This window comes from Rhizobium sp. 21-4511-3d, assembly GCF_053522545.1.
On record NZ_JBNWCF010000004.1, the window covers coordinates 297,316 to 324,289 of the forward strand.

At 62.3% G+C, this 26,974-nt stretch carries 23 protein-coding genes and 1 pseudogene; 10 read left to right on the forward strand and 14 right to left on the reverse strand.

What is annotated here, in order from left to right; all coding sequences use genetic code 11:
• Positions 1 to 21 precede the first annotated feature (21 nt).
• Positions 22 to 1,485 (reverse strand): phospholipase D-like domain-containing protein, encoded by a 1,464-nt coding sequence (locus tag ACQZ5H_RS12220; protein WP_449097846.1) that lies wholly within the window; start codon positions 1,483 to 1,485, stop codon positions 22 to 24.
• 77 nt (positions 1,486 to 1,562) lie between these two features.
• On the reverse strand, positions 1,563 to 3,338 hold the full coding sequence (gene treZ, locus ACQZ5H_RS12225; RefSeq protein ID WP_449097847.1) for a malto-oligosyltrehalose trehalohydrolase: 1,776 nt from the start codon (positions 3,336 to 3,338) through the stop codon (positions 1,563 to 1,565).
• 281 nt (positions 3,339 to 3,619) lie between these two features.
• Between treZ and ACQZ5H_RS12230 the strand changes: the two genes are divergently transcribed.
• The 3 genes from ACQZ5H_RS12230 (at position 3,620) to ACQZ5H_RS12240 (ending at position 7,262) form a co-directional block, all read left to right on the forward strand.
• On the forward strand, positions 3,620 to 3,880 hold the full coding sequence (locus tag ACQZ5H_RS12230) for a DUF2934 domain-containing protein (protein ID WP_449097848.1): 261 nt from the start codon (positions 3,620 to 3,622) through the stop codon (positions 3,878 to 3,880).
• Between the two features lie 333 nt (positions 3,881 to 4,213).
• Positions 4,214 to 4,384, forward strand: coding sequence for a hypothetical protein (locus ACQZ5H_RS12235; RefSeq protein ID WP_449097849.1), 171 nt, complete (start codon positions 4,214 to 4,216; stop codon positions 4,382 to 4,384).
• Between the two features lie 154 nt (positions 4,385 to 4,538).
• Positions 4,539 to 7,262, forward strand: a complete 2,724-nt coding sequence (locus ACQZ5H_RS12240) for a response regulator (RefSeq protein WP_449097850.1) — start codon at positions 4,539 to 4,541, stop codon at positions 7,260 to 7,262.
• Positions 7,263 to 7,266: 4 nt separating this feature from the next.
• Here ACQZ5H_RS12240 and ACQZ5H_RS12245 read toward each other — a convergent pair whose 3' ends face one another.
• Entirely contained in the window at positions 7,267 to 7,623 is a 357-nt protein-coding gene (locus ACQZ5H_RS12245) for a hypothetical protein (RefSeq protein WP_112712231.1), read from the reverse strand.
• Positions 7,624 to 7,791: 168 nt separating this feature from the next.
• Here ACQZ5H_RS12245 and ACQZ5H_RS12250 point away from each other — a divergent pair, with 168 nt between their 5' ends.
• The 5 genes and pseudogenes from ACQZ5H_RS12250 to ACQZ5H_RS12270 all read left to right on the forward strand — a co-directional run bounded on the left by ACQZ5H_RS12250 (position 7,792) and on the right by ACQZ5H_RS12270 (position 12,539).
• The gene (locus ACQZ5H_RS12250) at positions 7,792 to 8,106 is read left to right on the forward strand and encodes a plasmid stabilization protein (protein ID WP_203431049.1); all 315 of its coding nucleotides are present in this window, start codon (positions 7,792 to 7,794) and stop codon (positions 8,104 to 8,106) included.
• 82 nt (positions 8,107 to 8,188) lie between these two features.
• Positions 8,189 to 8,918 (forward strand): annotated as a pseudogene (locus ACQZ5H_RS12255) (glutathione S-transferase).
• A gap of 11 nt (positions 8,919 to 8,929) precedes the next feature.
• Positions 8,930 to 9,736: a non-homologous end joining protein Ku gene (gene ku / locus ACQZ5H_RS12260; protein WP_449097851.1), complete on the forward strand. Its 807-nt coding sequence runs from the start codon at positions 8,930 to 8,932 to the stop codon at positions 9,734 to 9,736.
• A 129-nt stretch (positions 9,737 to 9,865) separates the two neighbouring features.
• Positions 9,866 to 11,056: a formaldehyde dehydrogenase, glutathione-independent gene (gene fdhA, locus ACQZ5H_RS12265; protein WP_449097852.1), complete on the forward strand. Its 1,191-nt coding sequence runs from the start codon at positions 9,866 to 9,868 to the stop codon at positions 11,054 to 11,056.
• Positions 11,057 to 11,312: 256 nt separating this feature from the next.
• Positions 11,313 to 12,539, forward strand: a complete 1,227-nt coding sequence (locus ACQZ5H_RS12270; RefSeq protein WP_449097853.1) for an MFS transporter — start codon at positions 11,313 to 11,315, stop codon at positions 12,537 to 12,539.
• Positions 12,540 to 12,558: 19 nt separating this feature from the next.
• Here ACQZ5H_RS12270 and ligD read toward each other — a convergent pair whose 3' ends face one another.
• The 10 genes from ligD to ACQZ5H_RS12320 all read right to left on the reverse strand — a co-directional run bounded on the left by ligD (position 12,559) and on the right by ACQZ5H_RS12320 (position 23,691).
• Positions 12,559 to 15,069: a DNA ligase D gene (ligD, locus tag ACQZ5H_RS12275; protein WP_449097854.1), complete on the reverse strand. Its 2,511-nt coding sequence runs from the start codon at positions 15,067 to 15,069 to the stop codon at positions 12,559 to 12,561.
• 2 nt (positions 15,070 to 15,071) lie between these two features.
• Positions 15,072 to 15,908 carry a non-homologous end joining protein Ku gene (ku, locus tag ACQZ5H_RS12280; RefSeq protein WP_449097855.1) on the reverse strand — a complete coding sequence of 279 codons (837 nt, stop codon included), beginning with the start codon at positions 15,906 to 15,908 and terminating at the stop codon, positions 15,072 to 15,074.
• Positions 15,909 to 15,936: 28 nt separating this feature from the next.
• On the reverse strand, positions 15,937 to 16,167 hold the full coding sequence (locus tag ACQZ5H_RS12285; RefSeq protein WP_112712249.1) for a DUF2188 domain-containing protein: 231 nt from the start codon (positions 16,165 to 16,167) through the stop codon (positions 15,937 to 15,939).
• 15 nt (positions 16,168 to 16,182) lie between these two features.
• A complete protein-coding gene (locus ACQZ5H_RS12290; protein ID WP_112712251.1) occupies positions 16,183 to 16,452 on the reverse strand; it encodes a hypothetical protein in 270 nt (89 codons plus the stop codon).
• A 264-nt stretch (positions 16,453 to 16,716) separates the two neighbouring features.
• A complete protein-coding gene (locus tag ACQZ5H_RS12295; protein WP_449097856.1) occupies positions 16,717 to 17,739 on the reverse strand; it encodes a DNA topoisomerase IB in 1,023 nt (340 codons plus the stop codon).
• Between the two features lie 18 nt (positions 17,740 to 17,757).
• Positions 17,758 to 19,911: a glycogen debranching protein GlgX gene (gene glgX / locus ACQZ5H_RS12300; protein WP_449097920.1), complete on the reverse strand. Its 2,154-nt coding sequence runs from the start codon at positions 19,909 to 19,911 to the stop codon at positions 17,758 to 17,760.
• Positions 19,912 to 20,182: 271 nt separating this feature from the next.
• A complete protein-coding gene (locus ACQZ5H_RS12305; RefSeq protein WP_449097857.1) occupies positions 20,183 to 20,977 on the reverse strand; it encodes an SDR family NAD(P)-dependent oxidoreductase in 795 nt (264 codons plus the stop codon).
• 103 nt (positions 20,978 to 21,080) lie between these two features.
• Positions 21,081 to 22,286 carry a 3-oxoadipyl-CoA thiolase gene (gene pcaF, locus ACQZ5H_RS12310; RefSeq protein ID WP_449097858.1) on the reverse strand — a complete coding sequence of 402 codons (1,206 nt, stop codon included), beginning with the start codon at positions 22,284 to 22,286 and terminating at the stop codon, positions 21,081 to 21,083.
• 11 nt (positions 22,287 to 22,297) lie between these two features.
• The gene (locus ACQZ5H_RS12315) at positions 22,298 to 22,987 is read right to left on the reverse strand and encodes a CoA transferase subunit B (protein WP_449097859.1); all 690 of its coding nucleotides are present in this window, start codon (positions 22,985 to 22,987) and stop codon (positions 22,298 to 22,300) included.
• On the reverse strand, positions 22,984 to 23,691 hold the full coding sequence (locus tag ACQZ5H_RS12320) for a 3-oxoacid CoA-transferase subunit A (protein ID WP_449097860.1): 708 nt from the start codon (positions 23,689 to 23,691) through the stop codon (positions 22,984 to 22,986). The genes ACQZ5H_RS12315 and ACQZ5H_RS12320 overlap by 4 nt, the downstream gene beginning before the upstream one ends.
• A gap of 153 nt (positions 23,692 to 23,844) precedes the next feature.
• Between ACQZ5H_RS12320 and ACQZ5H_RS12325 the strand changes: the two genes are divergently transcribed.
• Positions 23,845 to 24,600 carry an IclR family transcriptional regulator gene (locus ACQZ5H_RS12325; RefSeq protein WP_449097861.1) on the forward strand — a complete coding sequence of 252 codons (756 nt, stop codon included), beginning with the start codon at positions 23,845 to 23,847 and terminating at the stop codon, positions 24,598 to 24,600.
• On the opposite strand, the gene ACQZ5H_RS12330 is transcribed toward ACQZ5H_RS12325, so the two are convergent.
• Entirely contained in the window at positions 24,601 to 25,482 is an 882-nt protein-coding gene (locus ACQZ5H_RS12330) for a helix-turn-helix domain-containing protein (protein ID WP_449097862.1), read from the reverse strand. It lies immediately after the preceding gene.
• Positions 25,483 to 25,592: 110 nt separating this feature from the next.
• On the opposite strand from ACQZ5H_RS12330, the gene pobA reads away from it, so the two are divergent.
• Positions 25,593 to 26,765: a 4-hydroxybenzoate 3-monooxygenase gene (gene pobA, locus ACQZ5H_RS12335; protein WP_449097863.1), complete on the forward strand. Its 1,173-nt coding sequence runs from the start codon at positions 25,593 to 25,595 to the stop codon at positions 26,763 to 26,765.
• Positions 26,766 to 26,974 lie beyond the last annotated feature (209 nt).

The window sequence follows — 26,974 nt, forward strand, 5'->3', positions numbered from 1 at the left end:
CCATAGCTTGCATCAAGAAAATCAGAGATAGGGCGAACCGAGCCACAGCACCTTTTCGACCAGCCGCACATAGAAAGGTCTCGACCGCAGCCCCTCAAGCGTCACGCGCGTTGCCGTGCGCAGGAGTTCCTCGAGATGTTCGTCGATCTCGGCGGCAAATCCCTCGTTGAAGACTTCGAGATCGATCTCGAAATTCAGCCGCAACGATCGTGGATCGATATTCGACGAGCCGACATAGGCCCAGGCACCATCGACCGTCAGCAGCTTCGAATGGCTGAAGCTGCCGGTCGCCCGCCAGATGCGGCAGTAATTCTTGAGGATCTGGTCGAACTGCGCCGTCATCGCCCTGTCGACCAGCATCAGATTATTGACGGCGGGTACGACGATATCGACCTCGACGCCGCGACGCGCCGCCGTGACCAACGCGCTGATCAGCTCCCGATCCGGCAGAAAATAGGGCGACATGATGCGGATCGACTTGCGCGCCACGGAGAAGGCGCCCATCAGCATCTTGTGATTGGTCTCGACGCTGCGGTCAGGGCCGGAGGCGACGACGCGCATGAAAACGGGATCGCCGGGTTCGCGCTCTGGTGTCTCGATCCGCCAGGGCTCCCCGTTCAGGAGTTCGCCCGTCGCAAAGCGCCAGTCTTCGGCGGCCACGTCGAAGAGATCGGCGACGGCGGGGCCGGTCACGGAGAAATGCGTGTCGCGGGCATAGCCCTCACCCGATATCTCTTCGCTGAACCCTTCGCGGATATTCATGCCGCCGGTCAGCGCCATCCGGCCGTCGACGATGACGATCTTGCGGTGGGTGCGCAGATTGGCATAGGGCAGCCGGAGACCCATGATGACATTGCCGTTGAAGACCGAGACGGTGACGCCGCCCTCCGAGAGATAGCCGAGAATGCTGGGCACCGAATAGCGGGCGCCAACCGCGTCGATCAGCACGCGAACCTCGACGCCGCGCTTGACCGCCGCGATCAACGCATCGGCGATCCTGAGGCCGATCTTGTCGCGATCGAAGATGTAGGTTTCGAGAAGCACGCTGCGCGCTGCGCCATCGATCGCCGTCTTCATGGCGCGATAGGCATCGTCGCCATTCTCCAGCATGTCGATCGTATTGCCCGTCGTCAGCGGATTGCGCGCGACGCGATCGCCGAGAGTCTGCAGTGCGGCGAAACGATAGCCGAAGCCGCCGATGACGGTCTCGGCGTCGGCATCGAAGGTCTCCAGTTCATCGAGCTCATCCTCGGGCAGCAGCGCGTCGCGCCGCAGGCTGAGCGACTTGCGGCGAATGCGGTTCACACCCGCGATCGCATAGAGCACGGCGCCGACGATTGGCGACAGGATAATGACGCCGACCCAGCCGATCGCGGCGCGCACCTCTTCCTTGGTCATGGCAGCATGAATCGCCGCCGCTGCTCCCATGGCGATCGATATGACGAAGAGAATATGCGGCCAGTAAGTCGATATGAGATAGAACATCGGCTCGAAATATAGACGTAAAGTGGCGGCGTTCAATTCGCCGCCCTTCGCGTTCTGCGCGAATTTTTCATCAGGGATCAGGCGATGGCGAAAACAACCGTGTTCTGCGCATAGAGCCCGCTATCCGGCGGCGCGCCGTAGATCGGCCGGCCGCTGGCGGCGGGGAGCGTCAACGGCTCTCCCGAAAGGTTGGCGCGCAGCTGCAGCACCGCACCCTCCATATGCCAATCGATCGCCAGGCCGCCGTCCGTGGTCTCCAACGCCTTCGCATACACCCGGCCGGTCTCCTTGATCAGCGGAACGATATGCCGCTGGCGGAGACGGGCAAGCTCGCGCACGAGATCTCTCCGGCGCCGGCCTTCCGGGCTTCGGGCGCGCTGCCATTGCAGCTTCGAGCCGTCGAAGGTCGATTGGGCATTCGGGTCCGGCAGCTCATCCTTCGAGCGGCCGCCCTTCAACCCGCCAAAACCTTCCGCCTCGGCCATGCGACCCTTGCGGACGATCTCGCCGAGTTCGCCCGTATAGTCGCAGAAGAAATAGAAGGGCTGGCTCTCGCCATAGTCCTCGCCCATGAACAGGAAGGGTATCTGCGGCGACAGCATCATGATGGCGGTCAGCGCCTCGACTGTCTCTTGCGGGGCGAGGCTTACGAGACGCTCGCCGAAGGCGCGGTTGCCGATCTGGTCGTGGTTCTGCAGGAAGTTGATGAAGGCTTCCGGCGGCAGGTAGACTCGCTCGCCATCCGGCAGCACAGGCGGGTTGGCACGGTCCGGATAGACAAAGCCGTGCTGCAGGGCGAGCCGGGTCTTCTGCCAGAGATCTCCGGCAAAGGCGGTGTAGTGGCCATCGGCCTCGCCGGTCCCGATGATATGGGCAACGTGATGGAAGTCATCGTTCCACTCCGCGGTGAATGCCTTTATGCCGCCGCGGGCGTCGCGTTCGAGAAGGCTCACCAGGTTTCGCTGGTCCTCGATGACCAGATGCACCTTGCGGTCGGGAAAAGCGGCCCGTACCTCCTGTGCCAGCTCGTCCAACACATGGCGGGCCGACATGTCATGGATCTGCTCGACGGCATCGAGCCTCAGGCCATCCAGCCGGAAATCGCCGATCCAGTAGAGCGCATTGTCGATGAAATAGCGGCGCACCGCCGGTTGGCTAAAATCGATGGCATCGCCCCAGGGCGTCGCCCGGTCGGTGCGGAAGAACTCCGGCGCGTAGCCGTGGAGATAATTTCCCTCCGGCCCGAAGTGATTGTAGACGACATCGAGCAGCACCATGATGCCCTCAGCATGCGCGGCATCGATGAAGGCGCGGAACTCATCCGGCGTGCCATAGGCGGGATGCGGCGCATAATGCAGCACGCCGTCATAGCCCCAGCCGCGTTGACCCGCGAATTGCGCCACCGGCATGATTTCGATTGCGGTAATCCCTGCGGCCGCGAGATCGGCGAGCTGTTCGGCAGCACCGGCGAAAGTGCCTGCTTGCGTGAAGGTGCCGATATGGATTTCGCTGATGACGGCCTCTTCCCAATCGCGGCCCGTCCAGCTGTCGGAGCGCCAGCGGTAGTCGGAGGAAGCGACAAGCGACAATCCGTGGACGCCGCCCTTTTGGCGGCGGGCGGCTGGGTCGGGTACTGCGCGGCCATCCCCGGTGACGAAGGCATAGGCGTCACCCGCTCTCACGTCGGCGATCGCCGCCTCGAACCAGCCATCCTCGAAACGCACCATCGGCATATCGCGTCCATTGAGGCGCAGCGAAACCTCGGCCTCTCCCGGCGCCCACAGACGAAAGCGCATGCCGCCGTCGATTGCTTGCGGCCCCCAGGCCATCCTGCGCTTTCCCGTCTTCTGCATGCCTACCCCGCTTGATCCGATGCGACGGGTCTTGAACTGCCAGGAGCGGCCGCTTGTTCCCTGCGGCGTTGGCGTTTCTGCGCGGGATGCGCGAACGCCGCTTTATTGGGCAGAAAAGTACAAACCACTGAATATTAAAGAGGCTTCACTGCCCATTTATGTTGCAGCGCAAACAATGTTTTGCAGTGTGTCAAAATTCTTCTTGAAACTGCATGATTCCTCTGGAACCATCCCACCTAGTCTAGCGTTTGACTGCGGCATGTTGTGACGGGAGATCAGCGATGGCAGAAACTCGCGAAGAGTGGATCAAGAAGCGTGCATATGCTCTCTGGGAAGAAGAGGGCCATCCGACGGGGCGCGATTCAATTCATTGGGAGCAGGCAAGGAAGGAGCGCGAGACGCTCGAAACCTCTGCGGCCTCCAAGGACGGCACCGAAGTAAAGACCAAGGCAAAGCGGACCGCTACGACCGGCACCAAGACCAATGGCGCCGTCAAAGCTGCAGCCGCTCCGAAGAAGACGGCAACCCGCAAGTCTGCCTGAAGGCAGACGAAGCAGCATGCCAGTCGGCGACGCGCAGACGCGATGAAAACCGCGTCAGCTGTTTCATGTCATATATCTGAATTACTTGCGTTTTATGGTGTGATTCACGGGCGGTTCGCGCCCCGGGGGGATAATTCCAGGAAAATGGCGTCAACAGCGGGGCAACTTCAAAAAATTGCCGTGAAATGGCCACGAATAGCGGAACCAAAGATCGCCTCGAATGTTTATGGCGAGAATGGGAGAACCGCTATGAACAAAGGCTATTTCGACGTCATCCTCGTGTCCCTGATTGTAGCCAGCTGCTACATGTTCGTCGTTCCGGTGTGAGGGGAAATGCTGGTCGTGACGATCGCCGCTCTCGCCTATCTGATCCTGGCTCTCGGGCTGGTGCTTGCGATCGACAACATGGTCGGTTTCGTCTTTCCTGAACGCCGCACCACATCGGGCCGCTTCTTCGATATCGCCAAGGCGATCGCTGCGGCGCAGCGCTTCAATCGCAAGTAAAATTCTTCCACCCGGCAGTTATTCGCCTCAGCGAATACACGCGTGTTAAGCTTATTTTCCGCAAGCCCTTTCCCTATACGTGCGACCCTCTATTTTAGCTGCAATTGGGCAGCATCGCGCCGCGTCTTCGCGGCTTGGCACGGAAGTGAAATGAATGACGGGGCAGACTGAAGGCGATTGGCCGAAAGGTGGCGGCGAAATCGGCAAGATGCTCCGGGATCCAGCATTCCACGCCTCGGGCATAGGGCCTGTCGATCAGTGGCCTGCCTCGCTGCGCTATTACGCCGATGCGATGCTGAACTCCCGCCATGCGAAGTTTGTCGCCTGGGGTCCAGACCTCGCCTTCATCTATAACGATGCCTATGTGCCTGTTTTCGAGGAGCGCCATCCGCAGGCGCTCGGCCGTCCGTTCCGTGAGGTGTGGAGCGATATCTGGCAGCAGTTCGAACCGATCGTGAAGGCGACGCTAAGCGGCCAGGCACAGCTTTTCGAGGAACTACTGGTTCCGATGCGGCGCGCCGGCAAGGTCGCCGATACCTGGTTCACCTTCTCCTACACGCCACTGCGTGATGAAACCGGCTCGATAGCCGGTATCCTCTGTGCCACCATGGAAGTCTCGGCGCAGGTTATGGCCAAGCGGCGCGAGCGGCGCGCGCTCGACGAGTTGCGGATCAAGTCCGACGCGCTGTCGATCGTCAACGCCGCCGGTGCGGCGATCACCGCCGAGCTCAATGTCGAGCGTCTGACGCAGACTGCCGTCGATGCCGGCGTGGCGCTGACCGGCGCGGAATTCGGCGCTTTCTTCTACAATGTCGATGACGGCGAAGGCGGCAGCTACATGCTCTACGCGCTGTCGGGCGTCGACCGGAAGAATTTCGAGCGCTTCCCGATGCCGCGCAACACCAAGGTCTTCGCGCCAACTTTCAGCGGCGAGGGCGTGGTGCGCTCCGACGATATCCTGCAAGATCCGCGCTACGGCAAGAACGCGCCGCATCAGGGAATGCCGAAGGGGCATCTGCCAGTGCGCAGCTATCTCGCCGTGCCGGTCAAATCCCGTGACGGAAGCGTGATCGGCGGCCTGTTTTTCGGTCACGCCCAGCCCGGACGGTTCAACGATGCGGCCGAGGCAAGTCTCGTTAGCCTCGCCGGTCAGGCCGCTGTTGCCATCGACAATGCGCGGCTCGTTCGCGCTCAGGAGATGGAGATCAACCAGCGCCGCAATGTCGAGGAGCAGCTGCGCCGCCTCAACGAGACGCTCGAGGTGCGCGTCGCCGCCGAGATCGCCGAGCGCCAGCAGGCCGAGGCCGCGCTACAGCAGGCGCAGAAGATGGAATCGATCGGCAAGCTCACCGGCGGCGTGGCGCACGACTTCAACAATCTGCTGCAAGTCATCTCAGGCAATCTGCAGCTGCTCGGCAAGGATGTCTCCAGCAATACCCGCGCCAAGGAGCGTATCTCCAATGCGCTGACCGCTGTCGATCGCGGATCACGGCTGGCGAGCCAGCTTCTCGCCTTCGGCCGCCGCCAGCCGCTGGAGCCGAAAGTCATCAATGTCGGCCGCTTCGTCGCCGGCATGGACGACATGCTGCGCCGCGCGCTCGGCGAAGAAATCGAGGTCGAGACCGTCGTCTCCGGCGGTCTCTGGAACACCTTTGCCGATCCGATCCAGATTGAGAATGCGCTGCTGAACCTCGCGATCAACGCCCGAGATGCTATGGACGGTTCCGGCAAGCTGACGATCGAAGTCGGCAATGCCTTTCTCGACGATTCCTACAGCCGGACGCATCCCGAGGTCGTGCCCGGGCAATATGTCGTGCTCGCAGTGACCGACACCGGTTCGGGCATGACCGCCGACGTGATCGAGCAGGCTTTCGAGCCGTTCTTCTCCACCAAGCCGGAGGGCAAGGGTACCGGCCTCGGGCTCTCGATGGTCTATGGCTTCGTCAAGCAATCGGGCGGCCACGTGAAGATCTACAGCGAGGTCGGAGAGGGCACGACGATCAAGCTCTATCTGCCGCGCTCCTTCCAGAGCGAGGACCGGATCGCCAGCATCGAGACGGTTCCGGCCGTCGGCGGCACCGAAACCATTCTGGTCGCCGAGGACGATGAGGGCGTGCGCGCCACCGTCGTCGAGATGCTGACCGATCTCGGCTATTACGTTCTGAAGTCGCGCGATGCGCAGAGCGCGCTCACCGTCATAGAAAGCGGCGTCCACATCGATCTGCTGTTCACCGATGTCGTCATGCCCGGCACGCTGAAGAGCCCGGAGCTTGCCCGCATGGCGCGCGAGCGGCTGCCGCATATCGGCGTGCTCTATACGTCAGGATATACCGAAAACTCGATCGTCCACGGCGGACGGCTGGATCCAGGCCTCGAACTGCTCTCCAAGCCCTATACGCGCGAAGCGCTCGCCCGGAAAATCCGCCATGTGCTTGCCAATCAGGCGCAGCGCCGGCAGGGGCATGCAGCGGCCTCCGCCGCTCCCGGTACGCCGCCGCGCGAAATCATTCAGGAAAAGCTGAAGCTGCTTCTCGTCGAGGACGACGCCTTCATCCGCATGGATACCGCCGAGATCCTGCAGGACCTCGGCTATGAGGTGATCGAGGCGGAAAGCGGCGAGCGCGGCGTGGAAATCCTAGCAGCTGCGGCGATCGATATCATCGTCGCCGATGTCGGCTTGCCCGGCATGTCCGGCCCGGCCTTCGCAGCCAAAGCGCGGGCGGCCTTCCCCTCGGTCGGCATCGTCTTTGCGACCGGCAACAGCAGCCTGCCGGAAGCGGCCCGCTTTACCGGCTCGGTGCTTTTGACCAAGCCGTTCAGCAGCACCGCTCTCGACAAGGCCGTCAAGACCGCCGCGTTACAGCGCCCGATTGCCTGAGACTTCAGAAACCATCGAGCTTATGGCTGCCGCTGTTGAACTCCGGATATTTGCGGACGATATCGTCCGTGCTGGTGCAGCTGTCGTCGCGGGCGACGAGCTCCACGGATAGCGCATCGCCGCTGCCCAACTCTCCGCCCGGATGATAGACGGGAATGCGCGCACCGCTGGCGCTGATCAGGACGGCATCGCTGCCGAAACCGCGCTGCAGCAGCCAGTCGCGTGGCGCGAGCAGCCGTACGCTGATCTCAAAGGACCGGCCTGTGCCCTTCCTTACCTTGAGGCTGTAGGCAACAGGCGACAGCTGGCCATTCAGATCGATCTTGCCGTTTCCATCGGCTTCGCTGATGTGGTTATCCATCTCTCTGCTCCTTCCTGTTTGGTCATCAGGTTTGCAGGACTTGCCCCCGGAAACAGGGTTAACGCGGCTTTTGTTCCGTTTACGTAAGAATCGTTCTGCAGCGTAAAAAGAGCGGAACCTTTCAGGTTCCGAACGGTTTGAACCTCTTTGCACGAAGAGGAGGCAGCCATGCCCAGAGGCGATAAATCGGCCTATACCGACAGGCAGAAGCGCAAGGCAGAACACATCGAAGAAGGCTACGAAGACCGCGGCGTCTCCCACAAGGAAGCCGAACGCCGAGCCTGGGCCACCGTCAACAAGGAAGAGGGCGGCGGTAACAAATCCGGCTCCGGACGCGGCAAGAAGGATACCCACGTCTCCTCCGAAAAGGGCGGCCGGATCGGCGGCAAGGCGTCGGCATCACGCCCGGCGGCAGAGCGTTCGGCTTCCGCCAAGAAGGCAGCAGCGACCCGCAAGCGCAATGAGCAACACGCTCATCATTGACGCACGAGCCGCGCCCGTTGACGGATAGGCAAGCCGCCACATTTCAAGGGGTGGAACAGGATGACGTTAGTCGGGGAATTGCATGGCATACGAGCTCTACTATTGGGACGGAATACAGGGGCGCGGGGAGTTCGTGCGTCTGGCGCTTGAGGAGGCTGGTGTCAGCTATATCGACGTGACACGCGAATCCGGCAGCGATCGCGGCACCGGTGCGATGATGAAGATCATGGAAAGTAGCGCAAGCGCCGACATCCCCTTCGCGCCGCCCTTTCTGAAGGATGGCGATCTGATCGTCTCGCATGTCGCCAATATCCTCTTCTATCTCGGAGCGAAGCTCGATCTGGCTCCGAAACACGATACGGCACGCTATGTGCTCAACGGCCTGCAGCTGACGATCACCGATTTCGTCGCCGAGGTGCACGACACGCACCACCCGATCGCCACCTCGCTCTATTATGAGGACCAGAAGGAAGAGGCGAAGGCCCGTTCGGCCGAATTCATCAAGGAACGCATCCCGAAGTTCCTCGGCTATTTCGAGCGCGTCATCGCCAACAATCCGAAGGGAACGGCGCATATCTCGGGCGACAAGCTGAGCTATGTGGACCTGTCGCTGTTTCAGGTGCTCGAAGGGCTGCGCTACGCCTTTCCAAAGGCGATGAAGGGCTCCGAGAAGCAATATCCGTTGTTGCAGGCTGCATGACATGGTCGAACAGCGACCGAATATTGCGGCCTACCTGAAATCGGATCGCCGCCTCGCCTTCAACGTCAACGGCATCTTCCGCCATTATCCCGAACTCGATCAGGCTGCGTGAGGAGACGAGCCATGCCCCGGCAGACATTCTGGAAAGGCTACCTGAAGCTCTCGCTGGTGACGGCACAGGTATCGCTGACCCCGGCGACCACCGACAGCAACAAGGTCCGCTTCAACGTCCTGAACCGCAACACCAAGAACCGCGTCGAGAGCCGCTATGTCGATAGCGTCACCCATCGGCCGGTTGCGGCGAAGGAGCAGGTGAAGGGCTATCCGCGCGGCGAGGACGATTATGTGCTGCTCGAGGATGCCGAGCTCGATGAGGTCGGTCTCGAGAGCACGCGGACGATCGATATCGACACCTTCGTGCCGCGCGGCTCGATCGACTGGATCTGGTACGACAAGCCGCATTTCCTGGCACCTGAAGACAAGGTCGGCACCGAGGCCTTCTGCGTCATCCGCGAGGCGATGGCCGCAAACGACGTGGTCGGCATCGCCCGGCTGGTGCTTTACCGCCGCGAACGCGCTGTGCTTCTGGAGCCGCAGGGCAAGGGCATCGTGCTCTGGACGCTGCATTACGGCGACGAGCTGCGCGAGCCTGCCGGCACCGTCGATATCGACGCCAAGCCGGATGCCAAGGTGCTGGCAATGATGAAGAAGCTGGTGAAGGACCAGACGCAGGACTGGAGCCCGGCGATGATGCAGGACCCGGTACAGAAGCGGCTGCAGAGCATCATCCGCGCCAAGCTGAAGACCATGAAGAAGATGACACCGGTCAAGAAGGCGCCGCCGGTCAAATCGACCGGCAATGTCGTCAACATCATGGATGCGCTGAAGAAGAGCCTGGCGAAAGAAAGCGGCCAGCCGAAGCGCCACTGACCGGCCTTTTCCGGACCCAAACCGTCGCATTCGGAACAACGCTTACGGGCATATCATCTAATCTGTGATCACAGCCTGCGGCGGGAGGAGCCCCGTGGGATGTTGGCATTTTCAACGGAGGAGACGAAAATGAGCAAGAACAGAGGCGTCGTCTATCTAGGACCCGGCAAGGTCGATGTGCGTGACATCGACGATCCGAAGCTGGAGGCGCCGGATGGCCGCCGCATCGAACACGGCGTCATCCTGAAGGTCATTTCCACCAACATTTGCGGCTCCGACCAGCATATGGTCCGCGGCCGCACGACCGCGATGCCCGGCCTGGTTCTCGGCCACGAGATCACCGGCGAAGTCATCGAAAAGGGCGTCGACGTCGAGATGCTCGAGATCGGCGATATCGTCTCCGTTCCGTTCAACGTCGCCTGCGGCCGCTGCCGCTGCTGCAAGTCGCAGGACACCGGCGTCTGCTTGACGGTCAATCCGGCGCGTGCCGGCGGCGCCTACGGCTATGTCGACATGGGCGGCTGGATCGGCGGCCAGGCGCGCTACGTCACCATCCCCTATGCCGACTTCAACCTCCTGAAGATCCCGGATCGCGACAAGGCGATGGCGAAGATCCGCGATCTGACCATGCTGTCCGACATCCTGCCGACCGGCTTCCATGGCGCGGTCCGCGCCGGTGTCGGCGTCGGCTCGACGGTGTATGTCGCCGGTGCCGGCCCGGTCGGCCTTGCCGCTGCAGCTTCGGCCCGTATCCTCGGCGCTGCCGTCGTCATGATCGGCGACTTCAACAAGGATCGTCTCGCCCATGCCGCCAAGGTCGGCTTCGAGCCGATCGATCTGTCGAAGAGCGACCGTCTCGGCGACATGATCGCCCAGGTCGTCGGCACCAATGAAGTCGACAGCGCGATCGACGCCGTCGGTTTCGAAGCCCGCGGTCACTCGGGCGGCGAACAGCCGGCGATCGTCCTGAACCAGATGATGGAGATCACCCGCGCAGCAGGCTCGATCGGCATTCCCGGCCTCTACGTGACTGAAGACCCGGGTGCGGTGGACGCCGCCGCCAAGCAGGGCAGCCTGTCGCTGCGCTTCGGTCTCGGCTGGGCCAAGGCACAGTCCTTCCATACCGGCCAGACGCCTGTCCTGAAGTACAATCGCCAGCTCATGCAGGCGATCCTGCATGACCGCCTGCCGATCGCCGATATCGTCAACGCCAAGGTCATCTCGCTCGAAGACGCCGCTCAGGGCTATGAGAGCTTCGACCAGGGCGCGGCGACGAAATTCGTCCTCGACCCGCACGGCGTCGTCTCCAAGGCAGCCTGATTTCGGAAGGGCGGCGCAAGCCGCCCTTTTCATTTCCGCACGCGATTGACCGGCCCAAAGTTTGCCGGTAGCTCTAGAGCATGATGATCGCGACGGTTCTCGTAGTGGTGATAGGGCGCATGGGCAGGATGGCGTAGCCATCCGGCGAAAGCACCCATGCGCGGTAAGCAGGCTCCCGGCGGGGCCTTTTTTATTGCCCGGATTCCGGGCAACGGCCTGCCGGACATCCCTCTTCCCATCACCCGAGAGACGACCGATGACCGGAAATTCCGCATCCGAACTCGCACGCGCACGCCAACCCAAACCGCCACGGCTGATCACGCTTATCCTGCTGACAGCCCTCTCCGTCCTGCCCGTCAACCTGATCCTGCCGTCGCTGCCCGAAATCGCTGCCGACCTGCGCACCGATCCGGCGCTGGTGGCTCTCAGCGTCGCGGCCTATGCCGCACTGACCGCCTTTGCCGAAATCATCGGCGGCGCCCTGTCCGACCGCTTCGGGCGCAGGCCGGTGGTCTTTGTCTCGCTGTCGATCTTCATTCTCGCTTCGGCGGGTTGCGCGCTAGCGGGCAATATCTATGTCTTCCTGCTGTTCCGCACCTTGCAGGCGGCGATTGCCGCCTGCTTCTCGATCGCACTCGTCATCGTCAAGGAAAGCTGGGGCGGGCAGAAGGCTACCAGCAAGTTCGGCTATCTCGCCATGGGCTGGGCAGTCGCGCCGATGGTCGGCCCGACGATCGGCGGAGCGGTCAGCGAGCTCTTCGGCTGGCGGGCGAATTTCGTGATGTTTGCCGCGCTCGGCGCAATCATGCTGGCGCTTGCCGCGCGTGAAATCCGTGACGAGGCTGGCAAGCAGCGATCTCACGCGCACGGCTATTTCGCATCGTACAGGCTGCTGCTCGGCTCGCCGCGTTTCCTCGTCTATGCCGCCTGCATGGCCTGCTCGATGGGGACGCTTTACGTCTTCCTTGCCGGTGCTCCTCTCGTCATGAACGAGGCACTCGGAGGGTCAAGCGCCAAACTCGGTTTCTACATGGGCATGGTGCCCGCCGGCTTCATTCTCGGCAGCTATCTCGCCGGGCGTTGTGCGAGCCACATGCCAATCGCCAGCGTGCTGATCGCGGGACGGACGCTGACATGCACCGGTTTGCTCGGCGGCCTGGCGCTCGCGATCGCCGGGATCACCGCCCCTCCGGCCTTTTTCGCGGCCTGCATCTTCATCGGCATCGGCAACGGACTGACCATGCCCGCCGCCAATTCCGGCATATTGGCCGTCCAGCCCGATCTGGCAGGAACCGCCGCCGGGCTTGCAGCCGCCGTCAGCGTCGGCGGCGGTGCGGTGATCGCTTCGATTGCCGGACTTCTCCTCGATGAGGCCTCGACCGGGCGGGAATTGCTGTGCGTGATCCTGATCCCGGCGACATCGGCACTCGTTGCGGCAGGTCTCGCGGGATTGCTCGATCGGCGGAAGGCAGTCGCGGTATGATCCGTGGAAGAGCGGTCCCTCAGGACCGCTTCTTCTTTTCGAGCGGCTTTGCCGCCTCGAAGAAATCGGCCCAGGGATCGCGCGACAGCGCGTTGATCCTGGCAGGCGTATTATCGACGGTGAAATAGGCGGGGCCGATTTCGCTTGTGAGCTCGCTCCAGTCGATGGGCATCGAAACCGGTGCGCCTTTGCGGGCGCGGGCCGAATAGGGGGCGACGGCGGTGTTGCCGCGGCCGTTGCGCAGGTAGTCGATGAAGATCTTGCCATTGCGCTCCGCTTTCGTCGCCTTGGCAATGTAGCGCGAGGGATCGGAGCCTTCCATCGTATCGGCGATCCATTTGGCGAAGACTTTCACCTCGGTCCAGCCGGCTTTCGGGGCCAGCGGCGCCACGACATGCAGACCCTTGCCGCCCGAGGTCTTGACGAAGGCCGCAAGCCCCTCGCCTTCCATGATCGCCTTGATCTCATGCGCGGCGTAAATGACTGACGTCCAGGGCACATCATCGGCCGGATCGAGATCCATGATCACCATGTCGGGCTTTTCCCATTTGGCGGTCGTCGCGCCCCAGGGATGGATTTCCAGAACGGCTGACTGAACGAGCGCGATGAGACCATCGAAATCCCTGATCCGCAACAGCTTCTCGCCGCCGCGATCCTTGGGATCGGCGATTTCTTCGATATGGGCGTTCATGCCCTTCCAGGCATGTTTCTGGAAGAAGCGCTGCTTGCCCGATATTCCATCCGGCAGACGCAGCAGCGATAGCGGCCGGTTGACGACGAAAGGCTTTATCAGCTCCCAGACATTGGCGTAGTAATCCGCCAGCCCGGCCTTGGTGATGCCTTCGTCCGGCCAGTAGATGCGATCGGGATGCGTCAGCGTCACATCCGATACCGGCAGCTCTTTTGCAGCAGTTGCACCCATTTCGCGCCCCACTTCCTTCGCCGCCTTGTCCTCGCGCAAGCCGCGGAAGGCGGCGTGGCGCAGATTACCATCCGCCGACCAGGCGCTGAATTCAACCTCGGCCACCAGCTCCGGCTTGACGAAAACCAGCCCGCGGCGCTCGTCCGCCGTCAGCTTGCCTTCGAAGGCGCTGTCGGGTTGTTCGAGCTTTGAAAGCTGCAGGTAGAGATCGTGCGACAGCTTGACGGTATAGCCTGTGCCGACCCGGCCGACATGTTTCAGCTTGCCCTTGTCGTAGTAGCCCATGGCAAGCGAGCCGATCGCGCCTTTCATCGATGTCGAGGGGACGAACCCGCCGATGACGAATTCCTGTCGCTTGACGCATTTTGACTTCACCCAATCGCCGGTGCGGCCCGAGACGTAATGGCTGTCGCGGTCCTTGGAGATCACGCCCTCAAGACCAAGCCGGGAGGCATGATCGAGAACGAGACCGCCATTCTCGTTGAAATGCTCGCTGTATCGCAGTTTTGCGCTGCCGGCGGGCAGCAGCTTTTCCAGCAGTGCCTTGCGGTCGATGAGCGCGACATTCTGCAGATCGTGGCCGTCGAGATAGATCAGGTCGAAGGCATAGTAGGAGAAGCGGTCGCTGCGGCCTTCGCTCAGATCGTGCTGAAGCGCCGAAAAGTCGGAGGCGCCGTTCTCCCGCTCGACGACGAGCTCGCCATCGATCAATGCGCTATCGACAGGCAGCGCGCCGAAGGCGGTGGCGATCTCCTCGCCAAACTTCTCTGTCCAGTCGAGCCCGGTCCGCGTCAGCATCGTCACCTTGCCGTCGCGGATGCGGATCTGCAGGCGGTAACCGTCGAACTTGATCTCGTGGATCCAGCCCTCTCCGGCAGGCGGGCGCGGTTTCAGCTTGGCAAGCACCGGCTCGACAAAATCCGGCATCGCCACCTTGCGCGCGCCCTTCGGCCACTGATGCACCTGCGGCTGCGCCTTGGCCTTGGCAGCGGGTTTCGTAGCCGTCTTGCGGCCATTCGGCTTGGAATTCCAGGTATCGTCGGGGTTCTTGGCGACCTGCTCGATCGTCCGTCCGCTCTTGGCGGATTCCGGGCGTTTCTTCAGGATGTCCTCGCGGCGGCCGTGGCGGGCCTCCTCGTCCTCGCCCTTGATCAGCAGCCAGTTCTCGCGCTTTTCGCCGGGCTTGCCGTGCATCCGCACCAGATGCCATCGGCCCTTCAGCTTGTCGCCATCAAGCTCGAATTCGATATGGCCCTTTCGGTAGGCCTTCTTGGCGTCGCCGAGCGGCGCCCAGGTGCCCCGGTCCCAGACGATGACGGTGCCACCGCCATACTGACCCTTCGGGATGACACCCTCGAAATCACCGTAGGAGAGCGGATGATCCTCTACATGGACGGCGAGCCGCTTGTCGTCAGGATTGAGGCTCGGGCCGCGCGTCACCGCCCAGCTCTTCAACACCCCATCCATCTCCAGGCGGAAATCGTAGTGCAGGCGCGTCGCATCATGTTTCTGGATGACGAAGCTGTTGCCCTTGCTCTTGCCTTTCGCGCCGCGCGGTTCCGGGGTGACCTTGAAGTCGCGCTTTTGCTGATAGGTTTCGAGCGCCATTGTCAGCTCGCCTTCTTGCGGCGGCTGGATGCGCTGGCGGCAGGCTTACCGGATCCCGATTTGCCGCCGATCTTGGCGCTCTGGCGCAGCGCCTCCATGAGATCGACGACCTTGCCCTCCGGCTTCGGCTTACGCTTCGGCGGCTCGCGGCCCTCGATCTTGGCCTTGACGAGCTCGGTCAGCGCCGCCTCATAGCGGTCCTCGTATTCGGCCGGATTGAAGCTGCCCTTCTTGGTGCCGATAATATGGCCGGCGAGCTCCAGCATTTCCTTGTCGAACTTGATGTCCGGGATGTCCTTGAAGACGGTCTCGGCAGAGCGAACCTCGTAGTCGAAATTCAGCATTGTGGCGATGACGTGATCATCCTGCGCGCGGATCAGCAATGTCCGGTTACGGCGAAACAGCACCGCCTGGGCAAGCGCCGCGACCTTGTTGTCGCGCATGCTGCGCATGATCAGGCCGAGGGCTTCGGCATCGTGATCTTCAATGGGGGCGAGGTAATAGGGACGGTCGAAATAGAGCTTGTCGATCTCGTTTAGGGGAATGAAGCTCTGGACACCCATCACCTTGTCGCTGTCGGGCATGACGCTGGCGATCTCGTCGCCTTCGATGACGATATAGTCGCCATTGTCCATCCGATAGCCCTTCACCTGATCCTCGCGATCGACGGGCTTTCCGGTTTCGCTATCGACGAACTGCCGCTCGACGCGGTGGCCGGTCTTGCGGTTGATGATGTTGAAGGACAGGCGGTCGGAGGATGAGATGGCGGTGTAGAGACCGACGCCGCAGACAAGGTCGCCAATCTTCAGATGGCCTTTCCAGCTTGCCCGCGCCGCCATGTCACTCTCCTACGCTACAGTTATCCTATCAGAGTCTGCTACCGCTTCTGTCAGTTTCAAGGGGCTGGAACTGCCAACCGCCATCAGGAGCCGGATAAGCGAGCAAAGCATCACCATCGCCGATCTTCTGCCGCGATGCGGCGCTCCTGGCGCGATCGGCGGCTTCCTCCGCCGTCGCATAGGTTTCGGATATCGTATCGCCGAGCTTGTAGGCCCAGCCTTCATCATGCGGCACGATCTGATAGGTAATGTCGACCATCTTTTTCTCCTCTCTTCAGTCGTAGTCGCGTGGAGCGCCTTTACGGCGCTCGTCCAAAGCTATGATCTTCTCGACGGAAGCGATCTCGTCGCTGGTCACCGGCCGGACGGGGTCGGAGGCGATCGCCTCAAGCACCGCGTCGGACAGCCCGCCGTTGCGGATGACCCATTCGAGCGTTTCCCGCGTCTCGCGTTCGGCCTTCAATTGCGCATAGAGCGCGATGATCAGCCGGTCACGCGGATCGAACTTCTGGTTCTTTTCCGAGACCTTACGAACATTCGGCATAGGAAAGCCCTTTCAGAATTGCTCCCGATCAAGCTTTGAAACGTGATGTAAGAGAAATTGTTCCGTCCAGAAATTGCGGAACGATCGGCGGCTTCAACTGTTCTTCCCCTGCAACCTGCGCTTTGCAGAGCGCCAGCTAAGTGCGGCTCGCAAAGCGGAGCAATCGAGGAAGGCCGGCGACAGAACCGGGCCGCCCTTGGTGGACCTCCTGTCACCTGAGAAGCCCGCGTCCACCCGGCGCGGGCTTTTTTCGCCAGCCATGCCTCAGGCGGTCATTCCCGCTTCGCGCATGAGGAAATCCAGCAGCCGGTTTTCCTCGGCGCGCAGACCGCGCAGCGGTGCCGCCGCCTCGGGCATCTCCTGCGGAACATCGCGCTCGCGGTCGGCCAGAGCGATGATGCGCGGATGGATATAGCTGGAGCGCGAGATCGCCGGCGTGTTGTGCAGCACCTCGGCCGAGGCCTCCGCCATCTCCTTCACGGTCGGGCGGCGCCCTTCGAGGATTGCGCTTCTCGCCACGCCGAAACCGGCAAGCGATCCGGCCCATGTCCGAAACGTCTTGGCAGAGATAGCGATGCCGGAGATCTCGGCGAGATAGCTGTTCAGCCGCCCGGACTCGACGGGTTTCAGCGATCCCGTCTCATCTTTCCAGACGAAGAGCTGGCGGCCGGGAAGATCGGCGATCTCTTCCAGTATCTTCTGCAGGCGCGGATGCTTGAGGCTGCGCTGCACCCGCTTGCCGCCCTTGGCGCGGAACTTCAGCTCGATCTTCCCGTCGTTGAGCTTGATATGGCGCTTGAGCAGCGTGGTGGCACCGTAGGTGCCATTTTCCTTGACATAGGCCTGATTGCCGACGCGCAGATGCGCCTCGTCGAGTAGTGTCGTCAGCGCCGCCAGGATGCCCCTGATATCGTCGACGCCGGTGTCGAGATCCCTCAGCGCCTGCCGGCGGATTTTTGGCAATGCCTGGCCGAACTCGATCAGCTGATGGAACTTCTCGACGCTGCGAAAGGCGTTCCAATCCTTGTGGTAGCGGTACTGTTTCCGCCCGCGGGCATCGTAGCCGGTCGCCTGCAGGTGACCGTTTTCCTGCAGGCAGATCCACACATCGTCATAGGCGGGCGGCAGGCCGAGCGCGGCGATCCGGTCCTTGAGCTCCGGGTCGGCAACCAGTTTGCCGTCAGGCAGCCGATAGCAGAAGCCCTTGCCCTTGCGGCTGCGGCGAATGCCGGGTTCGGTATCGCTCACATAGATCAGGCCGAGATCGGCAATCGCGTCCGCATTCATCGCGCTATCAGTGGCCCGTCATTTCGGCTTGCGGCCGAAGTTGAACCAGCGGCGGCGCTCGGCCGTGTCTGCCTCTTTCGGCGGCTCCGTCGCGCCCTTTGGCGCGAAGACGGCGACGCTTTCGCGGTAGAGCGTGATCGGGCTATCGACATCGATGATCTCGAAGGCATCGTCCGCGCCGGTTTCGACCAGCCGTTGCCAGTGATCGATGCCGTTCACCTCAGGCAGGCTGATCTCGCAATCGCCGCCGGCGTTGAACAGCATGAAGAGCCCGTCCATCTTCTCGCTGTCCGGCGTGTGGACGCTGCGGGAAATATAGACGCCGAGAACGCGAAGCTCGCCATCGTTCCAGGCGCCGTCATCCATGAAGGTGCCGTCGTGCTTGTACCAGGCGATCTCGATACGGCCGTCCTCACTGGTCTCGCCGGTGAGGAATCGCTCCTGATGCAGCTCGGGATGCGCCTTCCGGAGTGCGATCATCTTCTGGCAGAAGGTCAGGAACGGATCGTCGAGGCCGCTCCAGTCGATCCAGCCGATCTCGTTGTCCTGGCAATAGGCATTGTTGTTGCCATGCTGGCTGTTGCCGATCTCGTCACCGGCGACGATCATCGGCACGCCCTGCGACAGCATTAGCGTCGCCATCATGTTGCGGCGGCGCCGCGCACGGTTGTCGTTGATGCCCTTATCATCCGTCGCACCTTCGGCACCCATATTGTCCGAATGATTGTCGGAATGGCCGTCGTTATTGTCCTCGCCATTCGCCTCGTTGTGCTTGTCGTTGAAGGAGACCGTGTCCATCAGCGTAAAGCCGTCATGGGCGGCGAGCAGATTGACGGAGGAGGTGGCGCCGCGGTCGGAATGGTTGAACTGGACGGCAGAGCCGGTGATGCGCTGCGACAGGCTGGAGACGAGGCCGCCATCGCCCTTCCAGAACCGGCGGACATCGTCGCGGAACTTGTCGTTCCATTCGCGGAAGGGATGCGGGAAGCCGCCGACCTGATAGCCGCCCTCGCCGACATCCCAAGGCTCGGCGATCAGCTTGACGCCGGCGAGGATCGGATCCTGGCGGATGGCGCTGAAGAAGATGCCCTGACGGTCGAACTCCAGATCCTGCCGGCCGAGCGTGCTCGCCAGATCGAAGCGGAAGCCGTCGATATGCATGACGCCCACCCAATAACGCAGGCTGTCGAGCACCATGCGCATGACCATCGGATTGGCGATATTCAGCGTGTTTCCGGTGCCTGTCGTGTCGAAGGTATGGCGCGCGTCGTCGGGCGAGAGAATGTAGTAGCTCGCATTGTCGAGGCCGCGGAAGGAGAGCGTCGGGCCGCGCTCGCTGCCTTCGGCGGTATGATTGTAGACGACGTCCATGATCACTTCGATCCCGGCCGCATGGAACTTGCGGACCATGGTCTTGATCTCGGTGATCTTGTCGCTCGAGAGATATCGCGACTGCGGGGCAAAGAAGCCGAGCGTCTGATAGCCCCAGTAATTCGTCAGGTTCTTCTCTTCGAGATAGCGGTCGTTCGGGAAGAACTGGATCGGCAGCAGCTCGATGGCGGAGACCCCCAGCTTCGTCAGGTGCTCGATGATCGGATCGCTCGCCATGCCCAAGAACGTGCCGCGCAGCCGGTCGGGCACCTTGGGATGGGTCATCGTCATGCCGCGCACATGCGCTTCATAGACGATCGTCTCCGTCCACGGGCGGCGGATCGCCTGATCGCCGTCCCAATCGAAATCCGGATCCTGCACAACGCCCTTGACCATGAAGGGGGCGCTGTCGCGCTCGTCGAAGGAAAGATCGTCCTTGCCGATCGTGTAGCCGTAGAGCGCGTCGTCCCACTTGAGATCGCCGACCACCTGCTTGGCGTAGGGATCGAGCAGCAGCTTGTTGGGATTGAAGCGATGGCCGTTCCGGGGATCATAGGGGCCGTGGGCGCGGTAGCCGTAAACAGTGCCCGGCCCGACGCCGGCAATATAGCCCGACCAGATATCGCCCTCCCGCTTCGGCAGCGGCAGGCGCGCCTCCTCCCTCTTGCCGTCGGCGGAGAAGAGGCAGAGCTCCATCTGCTCGGCATGGGCGGAATAGACGGCAAAATGCGTCCCGGAGCCTGTATATTCCGCGCCAAGTTCAGGCTTGAGGAAATCGAGTTCCGAGAACGAGTAGCTCATTGTTGTGTCGCCCATCCTTTATATCGCTTCATTAAATGGTTTCGCTGCCATGACAGCAGGCGAGGCGTGCAGGCAGTTCAACCAGCAGGCACAACAAAACACTGCGTCCGGCAACAATGCCCGGCACAGCGATGAGAGTGGCTTGGCTTGAACATGATCGTCCGTCTCGAAGGTACAGGAACGGCGATCGCCTTCCCCCAATCCTCGAAACGTGAAGGGAACCCGAAGGTTCCCTTGTGCAGTGCAAAATATCGGTGAGACGAAGCGCCGATTACGGCATCAGCTGGCCGCCATTGACCTCAATGATCTGGCCGGTGATGTAGCCCGACAGCGTCGGCGAGGCCAGGAAGAGATAGGCGCCGACGCAATCCTCTGACGTGCCGACGAAGCCCATCGGGATCGACTTGCGCTGTAGCTCCATCTGCTCGTCATTGGTATAGCGCTCGTGGAAGGGCGTGGCGATGACGCCGGGTGCGACTGCGTTGACACGGATACGATCGGGCACGAATTCCTTGGCGTGGCCGCGGGTGATCGTCGAAACGAAGCCCTTGGATGCCGCGTAAAGGATCGCGCCGTTGCCGCCGCCGTTGCGGGCGGCGATCGAGGTGGTGTTGATGATGAAGCCGCCCTGCTTCTTCAGCCAGGGATGGGCGGCGCGCACTGCTGCCAGCACCGAGCGGGCGTTGAGGTTCATCACCTTGTCGTAGTGCTCGCCGGTATATTCCGACGTCGGCTTGCGGCCGAGCATGCCGCCGGCATTGTTGATCAGGCCGTCGAGATGGCCGAAGGTCTTGGCCGTCTCCTCGACAACGCGCTCCGTCTCGCCTTCCCTGGAAACGTCGCCATGTACCAGATGGACCGTAGCACCTGTCGCGCGGATTTCTTCGGCGAGCTTTTCGGCCGGCTCGCGGCTGGCATTGTAGTGGATGCCGACTTTCATGCCCTGTGCGGCGAAAGCGCGGGCAAGGGCGGCGCCGATGCCTGTCGATGCGCCGGTGATGAGCACGGCCTTGCCGGCCAGATCCGGCAGCTTGATGGACGCGAGTGATTGAGCAAGATCAGCCATGGCTGCAAAGCCTCCCTAAAACAATTGCATGGTAATGATATGCGGGAGTCTTAGCAGGCCGTGTCCGCCAACTGCAATGCCGGACACGGGAATTTGTATCGGGTCAGACGCGCTCGAGCGCCACGGCGATCCCCTGGCCTACGCCGATGCACATGGTCGAGAGCGAATAGCGGCCGCCGGTTTCGGCAAGTTCGAGTGCCGCCGTGCCGGTGATACGGGCGCCCGACATGCCGAGCGGATGGCCGAGCGCGATGGCGCCGCCATTGCGGTTCACACGGCCGTCGTCATCGGCAATCCCGAGCTCGCGCAATACCGCCAGCCCCTGCGAGGCGAAGGCCTCGTTGAGCTCGATGACGTCGAACTGCTCCTGCTTCATGCCGAGGCGCGCCATCAGCCTGCGCGATGCCGGGACCGGACCGATACCCATGATACGCGGCGGAACACCGCCAGCCGCACCGCCGAGAATGCGGGCGATCGGCCTGAGACCGTGTTTCTTCGCCGCCGCTTCCGAGGCGATGATCAGCGCCGCAGCGCCGTCGTTCACGCCCGATGCGTTGCCGGCGGTGACAGTCCCGCCCTCCTTCTTGAAGGGCGTTCCGAGCTTGGCAAGCGCCTCCATCGAGGTCGCGCGCGGATGCTCGTCCCTGTCGACGACGATGGAATCGCCCTTGCGCTGCGGGATGGTGACGGCGGCGATCTCCTTGCCGAGCCGGCCGCTTGCCTGGGAGGCAGCCGCCTTTGCCTGCGAGCGAACGGCAAAGGCGTCCTGATCCTCACGGCTCACCTTGTAATCTTCGGCGACATTCTCGCCGGTCTCCGGCATGGAATCGACGCCATATTGCTTCTTCATCACCGGATTGACGAAGCGCCAGCCGATCGTCGTATCGTAGATTTCGGCATTGCGCGAAAAGGCCGTATCGGCCTTCGGCATGACGAAAGGCGCGCGAGACATGCTCTCGACGCCGCCGGCGATCATCAGCTCCGCCTCGCCCGCGCGGATCGCCCGCGCCGCGGTGATGACGGCGTCCATGCCGGAACCGCAGAGACGGTTGATCGTGGTACCGGAGACGCCAAGCGGCAGACCGGCCAGCAGCAGCGACATGCGCGCGACATTGCGATTGTCCTCGCCTGCCTGGTTGGCGCAGCCGAAGACGACGTCGTCGACCGCATCCCAATCGACGGAAGCGTTGCGCTCCATCAGTGCCTTCAGCGGCACGGCGCCGAGATCGTCGGCACGAACAGATGAGAGCGAGCCGCCGAAGCGGCCGATCGGCGTGCGGATGTAATCGCAGATGAAAGCTTCAGCCATCGGTGAACTCCTTACAGCTCGGGCACGGCGAGATCGGCAACCGGGCCTTCGATTTGCAGTTTTGCGCCGGTCATTGCCTGCAGTTCCTCGACCGACATGGCGGCAAGCTTCTCGCGCAGCACGAAGCGGCCCTTGACGATGTCGATCACGGCATGGCTCGTATAGACGCGGGTGATGCAGCCGACACCGGTCAGCGGAAAGGTGCATTTCTCGACCAGCTTCGGCTCGCCGTTCTTGGTCACATGCTCGGTGATGACGCAGACCTGCTTGGCGCCATGGACGAGATCCATCGCTCCGCCGACTGCCGGGACGCCCTTGGAGCCGACCCGCCAGTTGGCGAGGTCGCCGTTTTCCGAAACCTGATAGGCACCTAGAATGGCGATATCCAGATGACCGCCGCGCACCATGGCGAAGCTGTCGGCATGGTGGAAGAAGGCGGCACCCGGCTTCAGCGTCACAGCCCGCTTGCCGGCATTGATCAGATCCCAATCCTCTTCACCGGTGGGCGGCGCCTCGCCGAAATTGAGGATGCCGTTTTCCGTATGAAAGATCGCCTCGCGCCCCTCGGGCTGGTAGCGAGCGACCATTTCGGGGAAGCCGATGCCAAGGTTCACATAGGCGCCGTCGGTAATGTCCTGGGCGGCGCGCCAGGCGATCTGGGCGTTGGAAAGCTTGATGTCTTCGCGCGTATCGAGTGTCATACGTAGGCCACCCCGGCTCGAATGAGCTCTTCTTCCTGTTGCGGATTGGCGATCTCGACGACGCCATCGACGAAGATGCCGGGCGTCACCACCTGTTCCGGATCGATGCCGCCGGCGGGCACCAGCTTCGAGACCTGGGCGACCGTCTTTGCCGCCGCCATGCACATCAGCGGGTTAAAGTTTCGCCCCGCCTTGTTGTAGGTGAGGTTGCCATGCGTATCGCCGAGCTGCGCCTTGACGATCGCGAAATCGGCCTTCAGCCACCGCTCCTGCACGTAATGCCTGCCATCGAATTCGGCGATCGGCTTGCCTTCGGCGAGCTCGGTTCCATAGGTCGTCGGCGTATAGAAGGCAGGGATCCCGGCCCCGCCGGCGCGGATGCGCTCGGCGAGCGTGCCCTGCGGCACCAGCTCGAGCTCGATCTCGCCCGCCAGATACTTGTCGGTGAAGGCCCGCGGATCGGAAGAGCGCGGGAAGGAGCAGATCATCTTCCTGACCATCCCGGCATCGATCATCGCCGCAATACCGATCCGGCCGTTGCCGGCATTGTTGTTGATGACGGTAAGGTTCTTCGGCCCCTTGTCGATCAGCGCATGAATGAGCTCGATCGGCGCGCCGGACCCGCCAAAGCCGCCAATCATCACGACGGCGCCATCACCAATATCGGATACGGCGTCGGCCGCGCTCCGGATCGTCTTGTCCATGCCGGATATCTCCTCGCCTGGCATCGCGGGGATCTCCCGCCTCAGGCGGAATGGATAAGTCCGCAGCGGCGGGGCAGGCAAGCAAATTGTGCGTTATTTGACATTTGTTCTCATATCGCACAATGTCTTCATGACAATTGAACGAGACACGAGATGCGAGAAACAGATTTCGTCAGCGGATTTGCGAGGGGGCTGAAAGTCATCGAGGCCTTTGGCGAGATGCATCAGCGTCTCTCGATTACCGATGCTGCCAAGCTGACCGGGCTCGACCGTGCAACGGTGCGGCGCTCGCTGCTGACGCTTTCGGAGCTTGGCTATGCCGATTACGACGGCAAGTTCTTCACGTTGACGCCAAAGGTGCTGCGGCTGGGGCACGCCTATCTCTCGGCCACACCGCTGCCCGCCATCCTGCAGCCGCATCTCGATCTGCTGTCGGAAAAGGCAGGGCAGAGCGCCTCCGCCTCCGTGCTCGACGGCACGGAGATCCTCTATATCGCCCGGGCCTCGCAGAAGCGGGTGATGTCGATCAACCTGACGCCGGGAAGCCGCCTGCCCGCCTATTGCGCTTCGATGGGCCGGGTTCTGCTGGCTGCACTCCCCGAAGCCGAGGCGCGCGCCATTCTTGCCCGCAGCGATCTCAAGGCGAATACGCCGCGCACGCTCACCGACCCCGAGAAACTGATCGCCGAATTCCAGCGCGTCCGCGCCCAGGGTTATGCGGTCATCGATCAGGAACTCGAACTCGGCCTCTGCTCCATCGCCGTCCCCGTCGAGAACGACCGCGGCCAGTTGATCTGCGCGCTGAATATCGGCGCCCCGGCGGCGCATGCTTCGGCTGACGAGATGGTGACGCGCTATCTGCCGCTGATGAAGGAAACGCAGGCCGCGCTTCGCCTCGTGCTGCGCTGATCACATCCCGAGCTTCGCCCGCTCCGCCAGCCGCCAGGCGCGCGGTGTCTGGCCCGTCTGCTTCACGAAAAAGCGGGAGAAATAGGCGGGATCGGCGAAGCCGAGGCGATAGCTGATTTCCTGAGCGCTGCCGAAGGTGAAGACTAGTTCGCGCTTGGCTTCGTCGGCGAGCCGCTGGGCGATCATCTCGTGGGTGCCGAGGCCGGTCGCCGCCTTGACGATACGGTTGAGATGGGTCGGGGAGATGCCGAGTTCGGCGGCGTAGAAGGCGGCCGGTTTGTGGCTGCGCAGATGCTGCTGGATCAGGCCGTTCAGCCGCTCCATGCGCCGGCCATTCTCGTCCGCGCCCTCGCCCGCAGCGCTTCCGGAAAGCCGCATCGTCAGCTGCAGGGCGATCGTCACATAGGCTTCGAGCAGATCCGTGCGGCCGCTGTTGCGGGTGGCGAATTCGGCGCCGAGGCGCGACAGCGTCTGCCCGGCATAGGCGGCATCGGGATTATTCCTGTCGAGCACGGTCAGATGCGGATGGGCGAGCCATTCGCCGAGCGGGCTGCGGCCGCCCGGCAGCGCCTTCAGGTGCGAGGCGAGCACGGTGATGACGAAGCCGTCGATATCCCTTGAGAAGCGGAAGCCGTGGGTGAGACCGGGCGGCACGGTGATGACGGTGTCAGGCGCGATCTGATGATGCTCGGCGCCGAAGATCGCATCCCCCGATCCGGCGCTGATGTACAAGATCTGGAAAAAACTCTCGTGGCGATGCAGCTTGATCTCCCAGTGATGCAGGCTGCTACGCGACGGAATTGTTTCGCAATGCAGCCAGAAATCCGGCTTTCGCCCGGAATTTTCACCATAGAGCTCATAGGTCGGGACGAACTTCGTCATCGCTGCAGCCTCCTTCAATGTTCGATTAGTGCAATTTCTGGCCTGAAATGTCCATTGTCCCGGACCTCCCCTCTTCGCAGAATTGCAACAAGAGGACGCCAGGAGGAAACATGCGCACCAAAGTCGCCATCATCGGCTCAGGCCCGTCGGGCCTGTTGCTCGGCCAGTTGCTGACGGAAGCCGGGATCGACAACGTCATCCTCGATCGCGCCGGCAAGGATTACATTCTCGGCCGCGTGCGCGCCGGTGTGCTGGAAGAAGGCACGGTCGGACTGATGGATCAGGCAAAATCGGGCGCGCGCATGCATGCCGAGGGACTGCCGCATGACGGCTTCTCCCTCGCCTTCGACGGCCGCGATCACCGTATCGATCTACACGGCCTCACCGGCGGCAAGCGGGTCATGGTCTATGGCCAGACCGAGCTGACACGCGACCTGATGAAGCATCGCGAAGCAAGTGGTGCAGCGACGATCTATGACGCGGCCAATGTCACCCCGCATGATTTCGACGGTAATACGCCCTACCTGACCTACCAGAAGGATGGGGTCACCCATCGCATCGACTGCGATTTTATCGCCGGCTGCGACGGCTTCCATGGCGCCAGCCGCAAGGCAGTGCCCGCATCGGCGATCCGCACTTTCGAGAAGGTCTATCCCTTCGGCTGGCTCGGCATTCTCGCCGACGTCGCGCCCGTCAGCCACGAGCTGATCTATGCCAATCATCCGCGCGGTTTCGCGCTCTGTTCGATGCGCTCGGAAAGCCGCAGCCGCTATTACATCCAGTGTCCGCTCGACGAGAAGATCGAGGACTGGAGCGACGAGCGCTTCTGGGACGAGCTGCGCCGCCGCCTGCCCGCCCACCACGCCGAGGCGCTGCAGACCGCGCCGTCCTTCGAGAAGTCGATCGCGCCGCTGCGCTCTTTCGTCGCCGAGCCGATGCGGTTCGGACGCCTGTTCCTGGTCGGCGATGCCGCCCATATCGTGCCGCCGACGGGCGCGAAGGGGCTGAACCTTGCGGCGAGCGATGTGCATTACCTCTTCTCCGCCCTCGCGGAATATTATGGCGAACGCTCTAACGCCGGGATCGATGCCTATTCCGGCCGGGCTCTATCGCGGGTCTGGAAGGCCGTCCGCTTCTCCTGGTGGATGACGACGATGCTGCACCGCTTCCCGGATACCGGCGATTTCGGCCAGAAGATCCAGGAGGCCGAGCTCGACTATCTCACCCATTCGACCGCTGCCGCCACAGCGCTTGCGGAAAACTATGTGGGTCTCCCCTACTAGCCTGATGCCTTTCGCGATCCACGGAAGGCAGCCTGGAAGCGGCGGCGTCTCATGCGTTCCCGCCGCCGCTTCACCACAACAGGCAACGCGCCGATGAATATGCTCGACAACTGAAATACGATGTCCGATCCTGTGACCGTTGGGTTTTGAACACCGGTCAGCGAGCGGGGCAGATCGTGGAGACGCGGGAACAGGAAATTTCGACGGCG